Origin of the sequence: Streptomyces sp. NBC_00285 (assembly GCF_036174265.1) — a bacterium.
Classification (GTDB): Bacteria; Actinomycetota; Actinomycetes; order Streptomycetales; family Streptomycetaceae; genus Streptomyces.
Window position 1 is genome coordinate 5,115,460 of the sequence record NZ_CP108055.1, and the last position, 14,854, is coordinate 5,130,313.

At 71.7% G+C, this 14,854-nt stretch carries 16 protein-coding genes; 11 read left to right on the forward strand and 5 right to left on the reverse strand.

Going from position 1 to position 14,854, the window contains the following annotated elements:
* Positions 1 to 12 precede the first annotated feature (12 nt).
* From OHT57_RS23535 to OHT57_RS23550, 4 genes are read right to left on the reverse strand one after another with little or no spacing between them, the layout of a single operon-like run.
* A complete protein-coding gene (locus tag OHT57_RS23535; protein ID WP_328748472.1) occupies positions 13 to 1,542 on the reverse strand; it encodes an ABC transporter permease in 1,530 nt (509 codons plus the stop codon).
* Positions 1,539 to 2,408 carry an ABC transporter ATP-binding protein gene (locus OHT57_RS23540; RefSeq protein WP_328748473.1) on the reverse strand — a complete coding sequence of 290 codons (870 nt, stop codon included), beginning with the start codon at positions 2,406 to 2,408 and terminating at the stop codon, positions 1,539 to 1,541. The genes OHT57_RS23535 and OHT57_RS23540 overlap by 4 nt, the downstream gene beginning before the upstream one ends.
* Positions 2,405 to 3,235, reverse strand: a complete 831-nt coding sequence (locus tag OHT57_RS23545) for a zf-HC2 domain-containing protein (protein WP_328748474.1) — start codon at positions 3,233 to 3,235, stop codon at positions 2,405 to 2,407. The genes OHT57_RS23540 and OHT57_RS23545 overlap by 4 nt, the downstream gene beginning before the upstream one ends.
* On the reverse strand, positions 3,232 to 3,774 hold the full coding sequence (locus tag OHT57_RS23550) for an RNA polymerase sigma factor (RefSeq protein ID WP_328748475.1): 543 nt from the start codon (positions 3,772 to 3,774) through the stop codon (positions 3,232 to 3,234). The genes OHT57_RS23545 and OHT57_RS23550 overlap by 4 nt, the downstream gene beginning before the upstream one ends.
* A gap of 111 nt (positions 3,775 to 3,885) precedes the next feature.
* Between OHT57_RS23550 and OHT57_RS23555 the strand changes: the two genes are divergently transcribed.
* The 9 genes from OHT57_RS23555 to OHT57_RS23595 all read left to right on the forward strand — a co-directional run bounded on the left by OHT57_RS23555 (position 3,886) and on the right by OHT57_RS23595 (position 12,662).
* A complete protein-coding gene (locus OHT57_RS23555) occupies positions 3,886 to 4,272 on the forward strand; it encodes a GntR family transcriptional regulator (protein ID WP_328748476.1) in 387 nt (128 codons plus the stop codon).
* Complete coding sequence (locus OHT57_RS23560) at positions 4,269 to 5,192, forward strand: ABC transporter ATP-binding protein (protein ID WP_328748477.1); 924 nt, start codon at positions 4,269 to 4,271, stop codon at positions 5,190 to 5,192. The genes OHT57_RS23555 and OHT57_RS23560 overlap by 4 nt, the downstream gene beginning before the upstream one ends.
* Positions 5,189 to 6,151: a hypothetical protein gene (locus OHT57_RS23565; RefSeq protein WP_328748478.1), complete on the forward strand. Its 963-nt coding sequence runs from the start codon at positions 5,189 to 5,191 to the stop codon at positions 6,149 to 6,151. Before OHT57_RS23560 ends, OHT57_RS23565 begins: the two co-directional genes overlap by 4 nt.
* Entirely contained in the window at positions 6,148 to 6,999 is an 852-nt protein-coding gene (locus tag OHT57_RS23570; RefSeq protein WP_328748479.1) for a hypothetical protein, read from the forward strand. Before OHT57_RS23565 ends, OHT57_RS23570 begins: the two co-directional genes overlap by 4 nt.
* A gap of 495 nt (positions 7,000 to 7,494) precedes the next feature.
* Positions 7,495 to 9,729 (forward strand): RNA degradosome polyphosphate kinase, encoded by a 2,235-nt coding sequence (locus OHT57_RS23575; RefSeq protein WP_328748480.1) that lies wholly within the window; start codon positions 7,495 to 7,497, stop codon positions 9,727 to 9,729.
* Positions 9,710 to 10,765 carry a CHAD domain-containing protein gene (locus tag OHT57_RS23580; protein ID WP_328748481.1) on the forward strand — a complete coding sequence of 352 codons (1,056 nt, stop codon included), beginning with the start codon at positions 9,710 to 9,712 and terminating at the stop codon, positions 10,763 to 10,765. Before OHT57_RS23575 ends, OHT57_RS23580 begins: the two co-directional genes overlap by 20 nt.
* A 17-nt stretch (positions 10,766 to 10,782) precedes the next feature.
* On the forward strand, positions 10,783 to 11,208 hold the full coding sequence (locus OHT57_RS23585; protein ID WP_328748482.1) for an NUDIX hydrolase: 426 nt from the start codon (positions 10,783 to 10,785) through the stop codon (positions 11,206 to 11,208).
* 337 nt (positions 11,209 to 11,545) lie between these two features.
* Positions 11,546 to 12,397, forward strand: a complete 852-nt coding sequence (locus OHT57_RS23590; protein ID WP_328748483.1) for a hypothetical protein — start codon at positions 11,546 to 11,548, stop codon at positions 12,395 to 12,397.
* Positions 12,398 to 12,485: 88 nt separating this feature from the next.
* A complete protein-coding gene (locus OHT57_RS23595) occupies positions 12,486 to 12,662 on the forward strand; it encodes a hypothetical protein (RefSeq protein WP_328748484.1) in 177 nt (58 codons plus the stop codon).
* A gap of 36 nt (positions 12,663 to 12,698) precedes the next feature.
* Here the strand turns inward: OHT57_RS23595 and OHT57_RS23600 are convergent, their stop codons facing one another.
* A complete protein-coding gene (locus OHT57_RS23600; RefSeq protein WP_328748485.1) occupies positions 12,699 to 13,037 on the reverse strand; it encodes a metal-sensitive transcriptional regulator in 339 nt (112 codons plus the stop codon).
* 188 nt (positions 13,038 to 13,225) lie between these two features.
* Here OHT57_RS23600 and OHT57_RS23605 point away from each other — a divergent pair, with 188 nt between their 5' ends.
* Together OHT57_RS23605 and OHT57_RS23610 are read left to right on the forward strand one after the other, a co-directional pair.
* Complete coding sequence (locus OHT57_RS23605) at positions 13,226 to 13,846, forward strand: DUF47 domain-containing protein (protein ID WP_030043659.1); 621 nt, start codon at positions 13,226 to 13,228, stop codon at positions 13,844 to 13,846.
* 8 nt (positions 13,847 to 13,854) lie between these two features.
* Complete coding sequence (locus OHT57_RS23610; protein WP_328748486.1) at positions 13,855 to 14,853, forward strand: inorganic phosphate transporter; 999 nt, start codon at positions 13,855 to 13,857, stop codon at positions 14,851 to 14,853.
* Position 14,854: the final 1 nt, after the last annotated feature.

The window sequence follows — 14,854 nt, forward strand, 5'->3', positions numbered from 1 at the left end:
CCCCCCTCACTCTCACTCGTCCGCACAGTCCTTCGCCCCCTTCGGCGCCTTGACGCCCAGCGCTCGCGCCACCTGGGCCGTCGAGACGCCCGGTGCGGTCAGTTCGGTCCAGTGCTGCTTCACGGACGCCGTGACGTCGGCGCGAGGGCGGGTCAGCAACTCCCGTACGACATCGGTCTGTCCGGCCGACATGGACAGCCCGTCGGTCGGGGCGCGGACGATCGCCGAGCCGGTGGTGCTGTCGTCGATGCGGACGTCGGCGAGGTCGGTGAGCGGGTGGGCGGCGCCCCCCAGGGCCAGCCACATCGTGGTGACCACCCGTCCGTCGCACAGCTCCCCGCCCTTCGACTCGTCACCGGCGACCAGCACATAGCCGACCGCGACGGCGAACTCGGAGATCCGGTTGCCTCCCCACCGCGTGCTCACGGTCACCTGGTGCGGAGTGGTGAGCGGGTCGAGCGCCGCGTCGCCGGTGAGGCCGTACCGGGCGTCGACCCGCTGCCGTACGAGCAGGGGCTGCCGGGCGGCCGTACCGCCGGCCAGGGACTGGACGCGGTCCACGGTGTCCGCCCAGGTGCCCGCGCGGCCGGTCCACTCGGGGAAGGCGCAGTACGTCGAGCCACCGTGCTTCACACAGGACTGGTCCTTCTGCGGGGAGACCGAGGCCTGTTCACGGGCGGCGGTCAACTCCGGTGACACGCCTCCGGACTGGCCCACCGCCCCGGCCAGCGTCAGCGCGAGCGCGCCCGCCGCCCCGGCCTTCAGATACAGCGCCCGACCGCCGCTCACCAGGACCGCGCAGAGCGCCAGCAGCAGGATCAGCCCGGTGAGGTACAGCGCGTGCCAGCCGGCGGGGCGGCCGATGAGGTCCGACGGGAGCACCGTGCCGCTGCTCGACTCGTCCACGATCGGTGACAGCCATTGCGGCCACCCGGCGGAGACGAACGTGCCGAGGACGAAGAGGGAGATCACACCGAACGGTGCCGCGAACGTCGTCGGGACCAGCCGGGCGAGCAGCACGCCGAGCGCGCCGCACAGCAGCACGTACAGGGGGCCGACGGCGAGTTCGGCCGGTGAGCCGTGGCCCACCGCGCCCGACCGCAGCGCCTGCCGGACGAACTCGCCGAGCACGACCAGCGCGGTGAGCGCGGCGAACGGCACGACCGACAGCACATGCGCGACCGTCCGCCGCCACGGCTCCATGAGCAGCACGTCGAACTGCCGGTCGGTGCCGCGCCGACGGGAGCGCAGTGTGCACCGGTTGACGCACACGAACAGGGCGATGCCCAGCAGCAGGGGCCCGGCCTGGGTGCCGCGGTCGGTGTCCTGCAGCGCCGGGAAGGCGTCCATGCCCTCCTTCTCGTGGAACAGCGTCCAGGCGGTGTAGCCGACGTACAGCAGGAGGGTCACCAGCACCGAGATGTACCGCAGCAGGTCGCGTGCCTCGAAGCGGGCGAGGGCGAACACGGCCGCCCAGGAGCTCCGCGGGGCGTCCTCGTGCACGACGGCGGACTCGGCCGCCGTCTTCGTGGCCAGGCTCATGCGGCCGCCACCTCCGTGTCCGTGCCCGTGTCGTCGAGGGTGAGCAGGTAGCCGTCCTCCAGGGTGGGTTCGAGGAGGTCGGCGCGGGCGGGCGGGTCGCCGACGTTGCGGAAGGACCCGGTGCCGGTGCGCCAGCCCGCCTTGGCGTCCGGGGCGCGTTCGGTGCTGCTCCACACCCGGCCGGCGGCGCGGGCGGTGAGGTCGGCGGGGGTGCCCTCGAAGAGGATGCGGCCGCGGGCCATGACCAGGACGCGGTGGCAGAGCATCGCCACGTCCTCGGTCTGGTGGGTGGACAGGAGCACGGTACGGCCCTCTCCGGCCTGGGCGATCATCTCCCTGAACCGCATGCGCTGTTCGGGGTCGAGGCCGACGGTCGGCTCGTCGAGGACGAGGAAGCCGGGGTCACCGACGAGGGCGGCGGCGAGTGCGACCCGTTGCCGCATCCCGCCGGACAGCTTCTTGATGCGGCGGCCGCGGACGTCCCCGAGGTCGACCACGTCCAGGACCCGGCGCACCTCGCGGTGGCGTGCGGTGCGGTCGGTGAGTTCCTTGAGGATCGCCACGTAGTCGACAAACTCGAAGGCGCTGAAGTCCGGGTGGAGGCCGGGGGTCTGGGGCAGGTAGCCGAGCGAACGGCGGACCTCCTGGCGGCCGCGCGAGGTGCCGGGGTCGTGGCCGAGGACGGTGAAGGCGCCCCGGTCGGCGGGCACGGAGGTGGCGAGCACCCTCAACAGGGTGGTTTTTCCGGCCCCGTTGGGCCCGAGCAGTCCGGTCACACCCGGGGTGAGCCGCAGGGACACGTCGTCGAGGGCGCGGGTGCCGCCGTAGCGGAGATGAAGCCCGGAGGCGGAGACGGTGGCGGTCATTCGGCGCTCCCGTTGAAGAGGTCGAAGCGGTCACGGACGAGGAAGAGCAGCCCGGCGGCGAGCGCGGCGACGGCCCCGGCGACGCCCTGTCCGGCCGCGGTGAACGGCGCGAGCGGGTCGGCGGCGGTCTGTTGCGCGGCCTGCGCGGCGAGCAGTACGGCGACCCAGGCGCCGCCGACCAGGGACGGCGCGAGCACCGGGCCGAGCCGGGGGGTGAGTGCGAGGCCGGTCGCGGTGAGGGCGAGGGCGGGCAGCAGCCAGGCCAGTGCGCGCAGGCCGTAGCCGGGCAGGGCGAGGGTGGCGAGCCCGTTCAGGCCGAGGCCCGCGACCAGCACGGCGAGCGTGCGGATCATCAGCAGGCGGAAGCCGTGCATGGGCGCGACGACGGCCATCTCGTAGGTCGGGTCGAGCGTCGGGCCGTAGGACAGCGCCACGCCGGCCAGCGGCAGCAGCGGCGCGAGGGCGAGGAACAGGGTCGGCGAGCCGGCCGTGTGCACCACGCCGACGGTCGCCAGCAGCAGGAACGTCACCGCGGCCAGCCAGGAGCGCCTGAGCACCGGTGTGGCCGCGAGCAGCCGCGCGGTGTGGTCGGCGATCCCGACCCGCGTCAGCAGCGCCTCGACCCATCCCGGCCGGGGCGCGTCCAGTTCGGCGTCCAGCCGTTCCCATCCGGCGTCCAGCGCGACCGGGTCGCCGACGTCGGCGAGCAGAGCGCGGCACTGGGCGCACGCGGCGAGGTGGGTGTCGGCGGACCAGAGCAGGGGGGCGGTCAACTCGCCCTGGGCGTAAGCCCGTAGATCTTCTTCGGCCACATGCCAGGTACTCATGCCAACGCCTCCCTCAACTGCTTGCGGGCCCGCATCGCCCGGGTCTTGACCGTGCCGGGCGGGATGCCCAGCAGGACGGCGGCCTCGCGGGTGGTCAGTCCGTCGATGACCGTCGCCTGCAGGACCGCCCGCAGCTCCGGTGAGAGCTGGACGAGGGCGCCCGCGAGGTCTCCGTGCTCCACCCCCGCGAGCACGCGTTCCTCCGCGGACGCCTCGTCCCGGTGCCGCAGCCGGGACAGGGTCTGGCGGAGCCGTCCCCGCGCCCCGTCGCCGCGCAGGGCGTCGATGAGCCGCCGCGAGCCGATCCGCCACAGCCATCCGGCCACATCGCCTTCCTCGCGATAGCGGGCGGTCCCCCGCCACACCGCGAGGAACGTCTCCTGTACGACGTCGTCGACGACCCCCGCGTCCGCGCACCGGCCGCGCAGCCGCGCGAGCAGCCAGGGCGCGTACCGCCGGTACAGCTCCTCGAAGGCGCGCCGGTCGCCGTCGGCGGCGATGGCCCGCAGCAGCTCTCCGTCGCTTCGTGTTTCCCTCACGCCACCTCATCGGACGAGCCCCGGTGATCGGTTCACGGGAGCGCGCTTGACTTTCCGACCATCCTTGCACCACCCTTTCACTACTCAATTAGTGAAAGGGTGGTTGTCCGCGTGGTCGAGTACCGCATCGACCGGCGCTCCGGCGTCGCCACCTACATGCAGATCGTCCAGCAGACCAAGCAGGCCCTACGGCTGGGCCTGCTCGAACCCGGGGACAAGCTCCCCACGGCCCGTGAGGTCGTGGAGGCCACCGCCATCAACCCGAACACCGTGCTCAAGGCGTACCGCGAACTGGAGCGGGAGGGCCTGGTGGAGGCCCGGCGCGGCCTCGGCACCTTCGTCCGCAGAACGCTCGGCGCCCACAGCGCCGACACCCCGCTGCGCACCGAACTCGACGACTGGGCCAAGCGGGCCCGGTCCGCGGGCCTCGGGCGCGAGGACGTCGACGCGTTCTTCACCGCCGTACTCGACGAGCACTTCCCGAAGGGGGACCAGTGAGTTCCACCAGCACCATCCCGGCCGCCGCCCTGGAGGCGTCCGGCCTGGGCAAGCGGTACGGCAGGAAGGGAGCCGCCCTCGACGGCTGCTCCTTCCGGCTCCCCGCAGGCCGCATCAGCGCGCTCGTCGGCCCCAACGGCGCCGGAAAGTCCACCCTCCTCGCGATAGCGGCCGGTCTGCTGCGGCCCACCGCCGGCACCCTCGCCGTCCTCGGCGGGGCACCCGGCAACGCCCGCGACCGGATCGCCTACCTCGCCCAGAACAAACCGCTGTACCCCCAGCTGACCATCGCCGAGACCCTGCGCATGGGCGCCGAGCTCAACCCGGTCCGCTGGAACGCCGCCCGCGCCGCCCGGATCGTCGAGCAGGGCGACCTCGACCCGGCGTCCCGGATCCGCGGGCTCTCCGGCGGCCAGCGCACCCGCGTCGCGCTCGCCCTCGCCCTCGGCAAGGGACCCGACCTGATGCTCCTCGACGAGCCGATGGCCGACCTCGACCCGCTCGCCCGGCACGAACTCATGGGAACCCTGATGGCGGACGCCGCCGACCGCGGCACCACCGTCCTCATGTCCTCGCACATCGTCGCGGAACTCGCCGACGCCTGCGACCACCTGCTGTTCCTGGGCGACGGCCGGGTCCGGCTCGGCGGCGGCATCGACGACCTGCTCACCGCACACACCCTGGTCACCGGCCGCGGCACCCCCGCCGACCTCACCCGGGCCGGGCACACCGTCATCGAGTCCCGTACGGCCGGCCGCGGCCTGACCGCGCTGATCCGCCGCGACGGCCCGGTCGGCGAGGGCTGGGCGACCCAGACACCCTCCCTGGAGGAACTGCTGCTCGCCCACCTCCGGGCCCCCGAGGCCCCCGCCCTGCTCACCCCCAGCACCACCCTGACCCCCGAGGCGGTGACCGCATGAGCGTCTCCACCCTCGAAAAGGCCCCCGCTCCCGCGGTGCGGCACGCGACCCCCGGTCTCGTCCGGACCGTCCTGCGCCTGCACCGCACCGCCCTGTGGATCTGGCTCGCCTTCGTGGCGTTCACCGCGGGCCTCCTGCTGTGGCTGACCGGCCCCGGCGCCGACGCCACCGCGCAGAAGCTGGAGACTCTCGGCTACTCCGGCGGGGTCATGGAGGCCGCCTACACCTCGGGCACGCTCCTCTACTTCACCTCGGGCGCGTACAACGACCTCTTCTACGACCCCGACACCCTGATCACCCTGGCCTCCTTCGCCATCGCCCTGTTCGCCGGCGGCCCGCTGATCGCCCGCGAACTGGAGTCCGGCACCGCACAGTTGGCCTGGACCCAGTCCGTCACCCCGGCCCGCTGGCTCACCGCCAAGCTCGCCGTGCCGGCCGCCTTCGTCGTCGTGGGCACCGGTCTGCTGACCCTGCTGTACCGGCAGCTCTGGTCCGCCCACGGCAACCTGCTGATCGCCGGGATCGGCCCGCGCTCCCTGTACTTCTCCCTCGGCCCGGCCACCGTCGCCGCCCCGCTGCTCGGCCTCGCCCTCGGCGCGCTCATCGGCCTCGCCGTGCGCCGCACCCTGCCCGCGCTCGCCTTCAGCGGGTTCGCGTACTTCCTCGTCTACGCCTTCCGCGGCAACCACTGGCCCTTCCAGGGCCGCTACCAGCAGCCGGAACTGAACTCCAGCAGCCACGCGATCACCTCCACCGGAGCCCGGATCAGCGACCCGGGGTGCTACACGAACAAGAACTGCCTCGCGAAGCACGACATCGTCCGCTTCACCCGCGAGTACCTGCCCTCCCCCGACTACTGGCCCCGCCAGCTCCTGGAGACCGGCATCCTGCTCGCCCTCACCGCCGCGGCCGTCGCCCTCGCGTTCGCCGTGCTGCACAGGCGGGCGACCGCCGTATGACCGCCGTCGCCGTAGGGGCCACCGCGTCGACCCGGTCCCCGCGAGGGCTCAGGGGGCTCCCGTGGACCGTGCTGCGCCTGCACCGGTCGGCCCTGATCGTGTGGGCCGCCTTCGTCCTCGGCTGCGTCGGCTACCTGGTGTGGCTGACCGAGGTGACCGCCAAGTCGGCGCACACAACACTGGCCGCCTGTCCCAGGAGCGAGGCCTGCGGGCTCGGCTCCGCGTACACCTACAGCACGGGCATGGGCTGGATCAGCACCTTCTTCTACTACAGCTTCTGGGCCGTCGCCGCGTGGGCGGGCGGCTCGCTGATCGGCCGTGAACTGGAGTCCGGCACCGCAGGGCTGGCCTGGACACAGGACGTCACGCCCACCCGCTGGCTGGCCGTCAAGCTCGCCGTACCGGCCCTGCTGATCGTCCTCGGCGGCGCGGTGTTCGTCCCCGTCCACCGCTGGGCCTGGTCGGCGCACCGTGACCTGATGGGCGACACCTGGTTCTTCTCCGACGCGTTCGCCACGCGTGGCCCGGCCGTGGTGGCGTACGGCCTGTGCGCCCTGGCCGTCGGCACGCTCGCCGCGCTGCTCCTGGGACGGTCCCTGCCGGCCCTCGGGGTCGCGGTCGCCACGATGATCGTGCTGAACCAGTTCATCGCACGGCACCGCGAGGACCTGTGGCCCACGGTGAGCGACGCCAAGCCCTCCACCGACCTGTGGCCGACCCGCGACGGCACCTACCACTCCCCGTCCCAGTTCTGGCCGATGCACCTGGTGGAAACCGGCATCCTCCTCACGATCACCACCCTCGCCACCACGACAGCCTTCTGGCTCCTACGCCGCCGCACCGCTTGACCCGGCGGGGACGGCCTCCGCCACGGTGGGCCGTAGGACGCGTACGGCGCGAAGGGGACGGGGTGGGGGGTGCCCGCCCGCAGCGGCCGGCGTCCGTCACCGAGCACTGTCATGGCAGCCGAGCCGCCGGACCGAGGACGGACACCCCCCCCCCGGCCCCGACCCACCCACCGCACCCGCAGCGGATCGCCGCAGGCGCAAAGGGGCGCGGGGAACTGCGCAAAAAACGCCCGCCCCCACCGAACCCGCACTCAAAGAGCGCACCGCCCACACACGCAGGCGCCCGGGAGCCGTCCCCCGATATCCCGCACGCCATGTCGCCGTAACCGCTGGTTCAGACAGGCTTGCGAGGCTCAGCCAATGAAGCCCGCCGTGCCAGAACCCTCCCCGCCGCCCGAGGGGTCCGCGGGGAACGGGGACGCCCCGGTCGCCGCCGTGCTCCCACTCGCGCTGTCCGACGCGCCCCTTTCGCTCGTGGCGCGGAAGAATGGGGCCATGAGCCAGTCGAACACCCAGGCAGAGGTCCAGCACGTACAGCCCTCCGTGGGCTCCATAGCCGCGCACCGCCCGCACACCGTGTCGGCCACCGTCTCCGATCTCGAACCCGATCTCGACGCCGATCTCGACGCGTACGAGGAGATCCCCGTCGACGGTGCCGCCCAGCTCCCGCAGGGTCGTTTCCTCGACCGGGAACGCAGCTGGCTCGCGTTCAACGAACGCGTACTCGAACTCGCAGAGGACCCGAACACCCCGCTCCTGGAGCGCGCGAACTTCCTCGCGATCTTCGCCAGCAACCTCGACGAGTTCTTCATGGTCCGGGTGGCGGGACTGAAGCGCCGTATCGCCACCGGCGTCGCCACCCGCTCCGCCTCCGGCCTCCAGCCGCGCGAGGTGCTGGAGATGATCTGGGCCCGCTCCCGCGAGCTGATGGCCCGGCACGCCGCCTGCTACCACGAGGACATCGCCCCGGCCCTGGCCGAGGAGGGCGTCCACCTGGTCCGCTGGAACGAACTCCAGGAGAAGGAGCAGGCCCGCCTCTTCACCCTGTTCCGGCACCAGATCTTCCCGGTCCTGACCCCCCTCGCGGTCGACCCGGCGCACCCCTTCCCGTACATCTCCGGCCTGTCCCTGAACCTGGCCGTGATCGTGCGCAACCCGGTCAACGGCAAGCGCCACTTCGCCCGGGTCAAGGTCCCGCCGCTGCTGTCCCGCTTCCTGGAGTCCTCCCCCGGCCGCTACGTCCCCATCGAGGACGTCATCGGCGCCCACCTGGAGGAGCTGTTCCCGGGCATGGAGGTCCTGGAGCACCACACCTTCCGGGTCACCCGCAACGAGGACCTGGAGGTCGAGGAGGACGACGCCGAGAACCTCCTCCAGGCCCTGGAGCGGGAGCTCATGCGGCGCCGTTTCGGCCCCCCGGTGCGTCTGGAGGTCGAGGAGTCCATCGACCGCGAGGTGCTCGACCTGCTGGTGCGCGAGCTGAAGATCTCCGAGGCGGAGGTCTACCCGCTGCCCGGCCCCCTGGACCTCACGGGCCTCTTCCGGATCGCCTCCCTCGACCGGCCCGAGCTGAAGTACCGCAAGTTCGTGGCCGGCGTCCACCGCGACCTGGCCGAGGTCGAGTCGGCGTCCTCGCCGGACATCTTCGCCGCCCTGCGCGCCCGGGACGTACTGCTGCACCACCCCTACGACTCCTTCTCGACGTCGGTCCAGGCCTTCCTCCAGCAGGCGGCCGAGGACGACGACGTCCTCGCCATCAAGCAGACCCTGTACCGCACCTCGGGCGACTCCCCCATAGTCGACGCCCTCATCGACGCCGCCGAGGCCGGCAAGCAGGTCCTCGTCCTGGTCGAGATCAAGGCCCGCTTCGACGAGCACGCCAACATCAAGTGGGCGCGCAAACTGGAGGAGGCGGGCTGCCATGTCGTCTACGGCCTCGTCGGCCTGAAGACCCACTGCAAGCTGTCCCTGGTGGTCCGTCAGGAAGGCGACACGCTACGGCGGTACTGCCACGTCGGCACCGGCAACTACCACCCCAAGACGGCTCGGCTCTACGAGGACCTCGGCCTGCTCACCGCCGACCCGCAGGTGGGCGCGGACCTGTCCGACCTGTTCAACCGGCTGTCCGGCTACTCCCGCCGCGAGACCTACCGCCGCCTGCTGGTGGCACCCAAGTCCCTTCGCGACGGCCTCATTTCACGTGTGAACAAGGAAGTCCAGCACCACCGCGCAGGACGTCCGGCCTTCATCCGCATCAAGGTCAACTCGCTGGTGGACGAGGCGCTCATCGACTCCCTCTACCGCGCGTCCCAGGCGGGCGTGCCGGTCGACGTCTGGGTGCGCGGCATCTGCGCGATCCGCCCGGGCGTCACCGGCTTGTCCGAGAACATCCGGGTCCGCTCGATCCTCGGCCGGTTCCTCGAACACTCCCGGGTGTTCGCCTTCGGCAACGGCGGCGAGCCCGAGGTGTGGTTCGGCAGCGCCGACATGATGCACCGCAACCTCGACCGCCGTATCGAGGCGCTGGTGCGGGTGACGGACCCGGCCCACCGGGCGTCCCTCAACCGGCTGCTGGAGACCGGCATGTCCGACACCACGGCGTCCTGGCACCTCGGCCCGGACGGCGAGTGGATCCGGCACGCCACGGATGCGGACGGCGGGCCCCTGCGCAACGTCCAGGAGATGCTCATAGACGCCCGGAGGCGCCGGCGTGGCACAGCAACACCTTGAACCGACGGATCCCCTGTCCGGGCACGTCCGGCAGGTGACCGGCGACGCCCTGGCGGCGTATCTGCGGTCCCAGGCCACGGAGTTCCTCCGCGCACTGCGCCAGCACCGCGAGTCGGGCGGTGCGGCGGCGGGCGTGGAGGAACACGTCGACGCAGCCCGGGCCCTGCGCCGCTCGGTCCGCCGCGTCAGCGCCAGCCTCCACACCTTCCGCCCCCTCCTGGACACCGACTGGTCGGAGTCCCTGCGCCCCGAACTGGCCTGGCTGTCCGGGACGTTGGGCATGGAGCACGCGTACGAGTCCCGCCTGGAGCGATTGTTGCTGGCACTGCACAGACTGTCAGGGGCGGTGTTCCCGACGCAGCCGACGGCCGCCGTGCCGAGTGGATCGGCCCGCACCGCACCGGCCCCGGACCGCGGCAACCTCACCGTGGGCGCGGCCAAGGCGGGCGCCCTCCTGGACCGCCAGCTGACCCTCGCCCGCACCCGGGCCCACTCGACGGGCCTGCAGGCCCTGGGGTCCAGCCGCTTCCACGCGGTCGCCGACCACATCGCCGTACTCGCCAGCGAGGTCCCGCTGACGAAAGCGGCCCCCACGACCGGCCTGCACCCCTACGCCGCCGCGGCCCAGGAGCGCCTGGAGGTCGCCGTGACCGCCCTCCCCCTCGTCACCGCGGGCCACCCCTACAACGCCGAGGCCCTCATCCACGGCCTCTCCCCGGACCCCTCCCCGCATCCCCAGGACGCCCCCTGGCACCAGGTCCGCCTCCTCCTGCGCCTGCACCGCTACGCACGCGAGGTCCTGGCCGGCGACGGCCCGCCGGTGGACCTGCGGCTCCACACCGCGGGCCCGTGCCTGGACCGTCACCGGGACGCCTCGGAGGCAGCGGCAGCGGCGGCAGCGGCCGCCCGCACCCCCCGTATCGCCCCGGCGACCGCCTACGCCCTCGGTGTCCTGCACGCCGACCAACGCCACGAGGTGGAGGCGGCCCGCTTCGCGTTCCAGCAGTGCTGGCAGAAACAGGCGGTCAACTCCTGAAGGAGGCAGCGCCCCCGATGACCGACACCCCGGAGACCCCCGTCCAGGCAGCCGGCTGCGTCCTGTGGCGCCACTCCCCGGCCGACGGCGCCCCGGAGATCTGCCTGGTGCACCGGCCGAGGTACGACGACTGGTCGCATCCGAAAGGCAAGCTGAAGCGCGGTGAGGACGCCCTCGTCGCCGCTCTGCGCGAGGTCGAGGAGGAGACGGGGCACCGGGCCGCGCCCGGCACCCCGCTGTCCATGGTGAAGTACTTCGCCAACGGCCGCCCCAAGGAGGTCCGTTACTGGGCGGCCGAGGCCACCGGAGGCGACTTCACCCCGAACGACGAGGTCGACCGCATCCTCTGGCTCCCGCCGGCGGCTGCCAGGAACCGCCTGACCCAGCCCCGCGACAGGATGCTGGTCGACGAGCTCCTTGTGCGGGTGTTCGAACCCACGTAGCGCTCCCGCGGGCTGCTCAGCCCTGTGCGTGCCCCGACGCGTCCGCACGCGCCAGGCTGCGGGCTCTTCGTGCCGGTCCGCGCCAGCCGCAGGTGCACCGGGCCAGGCAGAAACGGCCTTGTTCGACCATCTGCGTGTGGTGGTCCGGTCGGTCGGGAGGAGGTGGGGGAATCCTGTCCTGCTGTGCCACACCGACAACGTTACCCACCTCGGGTGCCGTGCCAATCGGCCGCCTGCGACAGCGGCGGCGGTCTGCGCGTGACGGCCCCCGCCCACCCGTCGTTAACGGCAACGACAGGGAGTCCGTGGCGGACGTCCCGAATGGGGGTGGGCGGCGATGGCGGAGCGGCAGCACAGGCGGGCCGGTGCGGCGCTCGTCACGGCGGTGCTCGCGGCCGGTGCCTGCACGAGCGGCTGTTCGGGCGGTGGCGCCACCCTGGGCGGCGCGCCCGCGGCCGACCCGGTCAAGGCCCTGCGCCGGGCCGCCGACACCCTGGTGGACGCGGGCAGTTCGAAGGCCAGCACATCGATGGAGATGGCCACCGGCGGGACCCGCGTCACCATCCGCGGCGAGGGTGTGTACGACTACCGTGCGCGGCTGGGACGGTTGCGGGTGATGCTGCCGCAGGACCCGGCCGGCACCAGCGAGCACCGGCCGATCACCGAACTCCTCACCCCGGGCGCCCTGTTCATGAAGAACCGGGGCGCCGGTGTGCCCGCCGACAAGTGGGTGCGGGTCGACACCGCGACCCTCTCCGACGGCAACCTCGTCACCGGCGGGGCCACCGATCCGCTCACCGCCGCCGAGGTGCTGCGCGGGACGCGGACGGCGACGTACGTCGGGGCGACGCAGCTCGCGGGGACCGCGGTGCGGCACTACCGGGGCACCGCGGACCTCGCCGCCGCGGCGAGGGGCGCCTCCGGCGCGAACAGGGCCGCCCTGGCGGCGGCGTCGCGGGGGTTCGCCACGGCCACGGTGCCCTTCGACGTCTACCTGGACGACGAGGGCCGCATCCGCAAGCTCCGGCACCGGTTCAGCTTCCTCAACGGGCAGCGCAAGGGCACCGTCGCGGTCGCCTCGACGACGCTGCTGTACGACTTCGGGGCCGCCACAGACGTACGGCTGCCGGCCGGACGGGACATCTACGCCGGGGAGATCGCCCAGGGCGCCGGGAGTGAGCAGCCGTGACGGGCGTCAAGGACTAGCCCGTCCGTGCCATGCGCGGTGTGCGGGCCGCTCCCTACTCTAGGAAGCCGGTGACGGCAGAGAAGAGGTGATGCGCGTGGCTCCGGTCGGCGGTACGGCGGTTCAGGACCACGTGGCCCTCGCCGAGATCGAACTGTGCGGAGAGCTGATCATCGCGGCGTCGGCCGCGCACGACCGGCTGAGCCTGCAGAGCATCGACGAGGTGCTGAAAGTGGCCGAGGAACGCGCGGACGCCCCCGGCGAATGAGCCGGGGGCGCACGTCCCGTCGTGGGCGGATCCTGATCAGGTGCGCAGCAGGCGGCCGATCGCCTTCGTGGCTTCCTCGACCTTCGCGTCGATCTCGGTGCCGCCCTTGACGGCCGCGTCCGCGACGCAGTGCCGCAGGTGTTCCTCCAGGAGCTGGAGGGCGAAGGACTGCAGGGCCTTGGTGGACGCGGAGACCTGCGTGAGTATGTCGATGCAGTAGACGTCCTCGTCGACCATCCGCTGCAGGCCCCTGATCTGGCCCTCGATCCGGCGCAGGCGCTTGAGGTGTTCGTCCTTCTGCTTGTGGTAGCCGTGTGTGGTGTTTTCGGCCACTGTCTCGGAGGGCGCTGTGGCGCCGGCCTCGGTCGTCGTCATCGCATCCTCCAGATCAATACCCCTACCGGGTATATCGTACCGAACTTTGCTGGGTATAGGGCCCTTGGTACGCCCCCGTACGGATCACTCTGCCTGATGGGCGACACTGGGGGACGGCCCATTAGCCGTGGCCGGATGATGCACTTAGCATCAGCCTGACCGAAACCGATGCACCCCGAGGACCCCTTGTGCGCTTTCGTCTGACCCCCAGGGAGACGAGTTTCTACGACATGTTCGCCGCCTCCGCGGACAACATCGTCACGGGCTCGAAGCTCCTCATGGAACTGCTCGGGGCGGACACCGCCGGCCGGGCCGAGATCGCAGAGCGTATGCGGGCCGCGGAACACGCCGGTGACGATGCCACGCACGCGATCTTCCACCAGCTGAACTCCTCGTTCATCACGCCGTTCGACCGCGAGGACATCTACAACCTGGCGTCCTCCCTCGACGACATCATGGACTTCATGGAGGAGGCCGTCGACCTGGTCGTCCTCTACAACGTCGAGGAACTCCCCAAGGGCGTCGAGCAGCAGATCGAGGTGCTGGCGCGGGCGGCCGAGCTGACCGCCGAGGCCATGCCGAACCTGCGGACCATGGACAACCTCACCGAGTACTGGATCGAGGTCAACCGGCTGGAGAACCAGGCGGACCAGATCCACCGCAAGCTGCTCGCCATGCTCTTCAACGGCAAGTACGAGGCCATCGAGGTGCTCAAGCTCAAGCAGATCGTGGACGTCCTGGAAGAGGCCGCGGACGCGTTCGAGCACGTGGCGAACACGGTGGAGACCATCGCAGTCAAGGAGTCCTGAGCCCTTCCATGGACACCTTCGCTCTGGTCGTGACCGTTCTGGTCGCGCTCTTCTTCACGTACACCAACGGCTTCCACGACTCCGCGAACGCGATCGCGACCTCGGTGTCGACGCGGGCGCTCACACCACGGGCCGCGCTCGCGATGGCGGCGGTCATGAACCTGGCAGGAGCCTTCTTCGGCTCCGGGGTCGCGAAGACGGTCAGTGAGGGCCTGATCGAGACACCGCAGGGCTCGAAGGGGATGGGGATCCTGTTCGCGGCGCTGGTCGGCGCGATCGTGTGGAACCTCGTCACCTGGTACTTCGGGCTGCCCTCCTCGTCCTCGCACGCACTGTTCGGCGGCATGGTGGGAGCCGCGCTCGCGGGCGGCACCGGCGTGATCTGGCACGGCGTGGTCGACAAGGTCGTCATCCCGATGTTCATCTCGCCGGTCGTCGGCCTGATCGCCGGCTACCTGGTGATGACCGCGATCATGTGGATCTTCCGGCGGGCCAATCCGCACAAGGCCAAGCGGGGCTTCCGGATCGCGCAGACCGTGTCCGCGGCCGGCATGGCCCTCGGCCACGGTCTCCAGGACGCCCAGAAGACCATGGGTGTCGTGGTGATGGCCCTGGTGATCTCCGGGCACCAGACGTACGGCGACCCGATCCCGGTGTGGGTGAAGATCATCTGCGCGGTGATGCTGTCGCTGGGCACGTACGCGGGCGGCTGGCGCATCATGCGCACGCTGGGCCGGAAGATCATCGAGCTCGATCCCCCACAGGGCTTCGCCGCGGAGACGACGGGCGCGGCGATCATGTTCACCACCGCGTACCTGTTCAAGGCGCCGGTCTCGACGACGCACGTCATCACCTCGGCGATCATGGGCGTCGGCGCCACCAAGCGCGTGAACGCGGTCCGCTGGGGCGTCGCCAAGAACATCATCCTCGGCTGGTTCATCACGATGCCGGCAGCGGCGATCGTGGCCGCCTCCTCCTACGGGATCGTGCACCTGCTGTTCCTCTAGG

Excerpts from the sequence above, each read along its gene's own strand:
- OHT57_RS23600 (WP_328748485.1), bottom strand. The coding sequence starts at position 13,037 with ATGACGACGACCGAGGCCGGCGCCACAGCGCCCTCCGAGACAGTGGCC.
- OHT57_RS23570 (WP_328748479.1), top strand. The coding sequence starts at position 6,148 with ATGACCGCCGTCGCCGTAGGGGCCACCGCGTCGACCCGGTCCCCGCGA.
- OHT57_RS23595 (WP_328748484.1), top strand. The coding sequence starts at position 12,486 with ATGCGCGTGGCTCCGGTCGGCGGTACGGCGGTTCAGGACCACGTGGCC.
- OHT57_RS23610 (WP_328748486.1), top strand. The coding sequence starts at position 13,855 with ATGGACACCTTCGCTCTGGTCGTGACCGTTCTGGTCGCGCTCTTCTTC.
- OHT57_RS23575 (WP_328748480.1), top strand. The coding sequence starts at position 7,495 with ATGAGCCAGTCGAACACCCAGGCAGAGGTCCAGCACGTACAGCCCTCC.
- OHT57_RS23585 (WP_328748482.1), top strand. The coding sequence starts at position 10,783 with ATGACCGACACCCCGGAGACCCCCGTCCAGGCAGCCGGCTGCGTCCTG.
- OHT57_RS23565 (WP_328748478.1), top strand. The coding sequence starts at position 5,189 with ATGAGCGTCTCCACCCTCGAAAAGGCCCCCGCTCCCGCGGTGCGGCAC.
- OHT57_RS23590 (WP_328748483.1), top strand. The coding sequence starts at position 11,546 with ATGGCGGAGCGGCAGCACAGGCGGGCCGGTGCGGCGCTCGTCACGGCG.
- OHT57_RS23545 (WP_328748474.1), bottom strand. The coding sequence starts at position 3,235 with ATGAGTACCTGGCATGTGGCCGAAGAAGATCTACGGGCTTACGCCCAG.
- OHT57_RS23535 (WP_328748472.1), bottom strand. The coding sequence starts at position 1,542 with ATGAGCCTGGCCACGAAGACGGCGGCCGAGTCCGCCGTCGTGCACGAG.
- OHT57_RS23540 (WP_328748473.1), bottom strand. The coding sequence starts at position 2,408 with ATGACCGCCACCGTCTCCGCCTCCGGGCTTCATCTCCGCTACGGCGGC.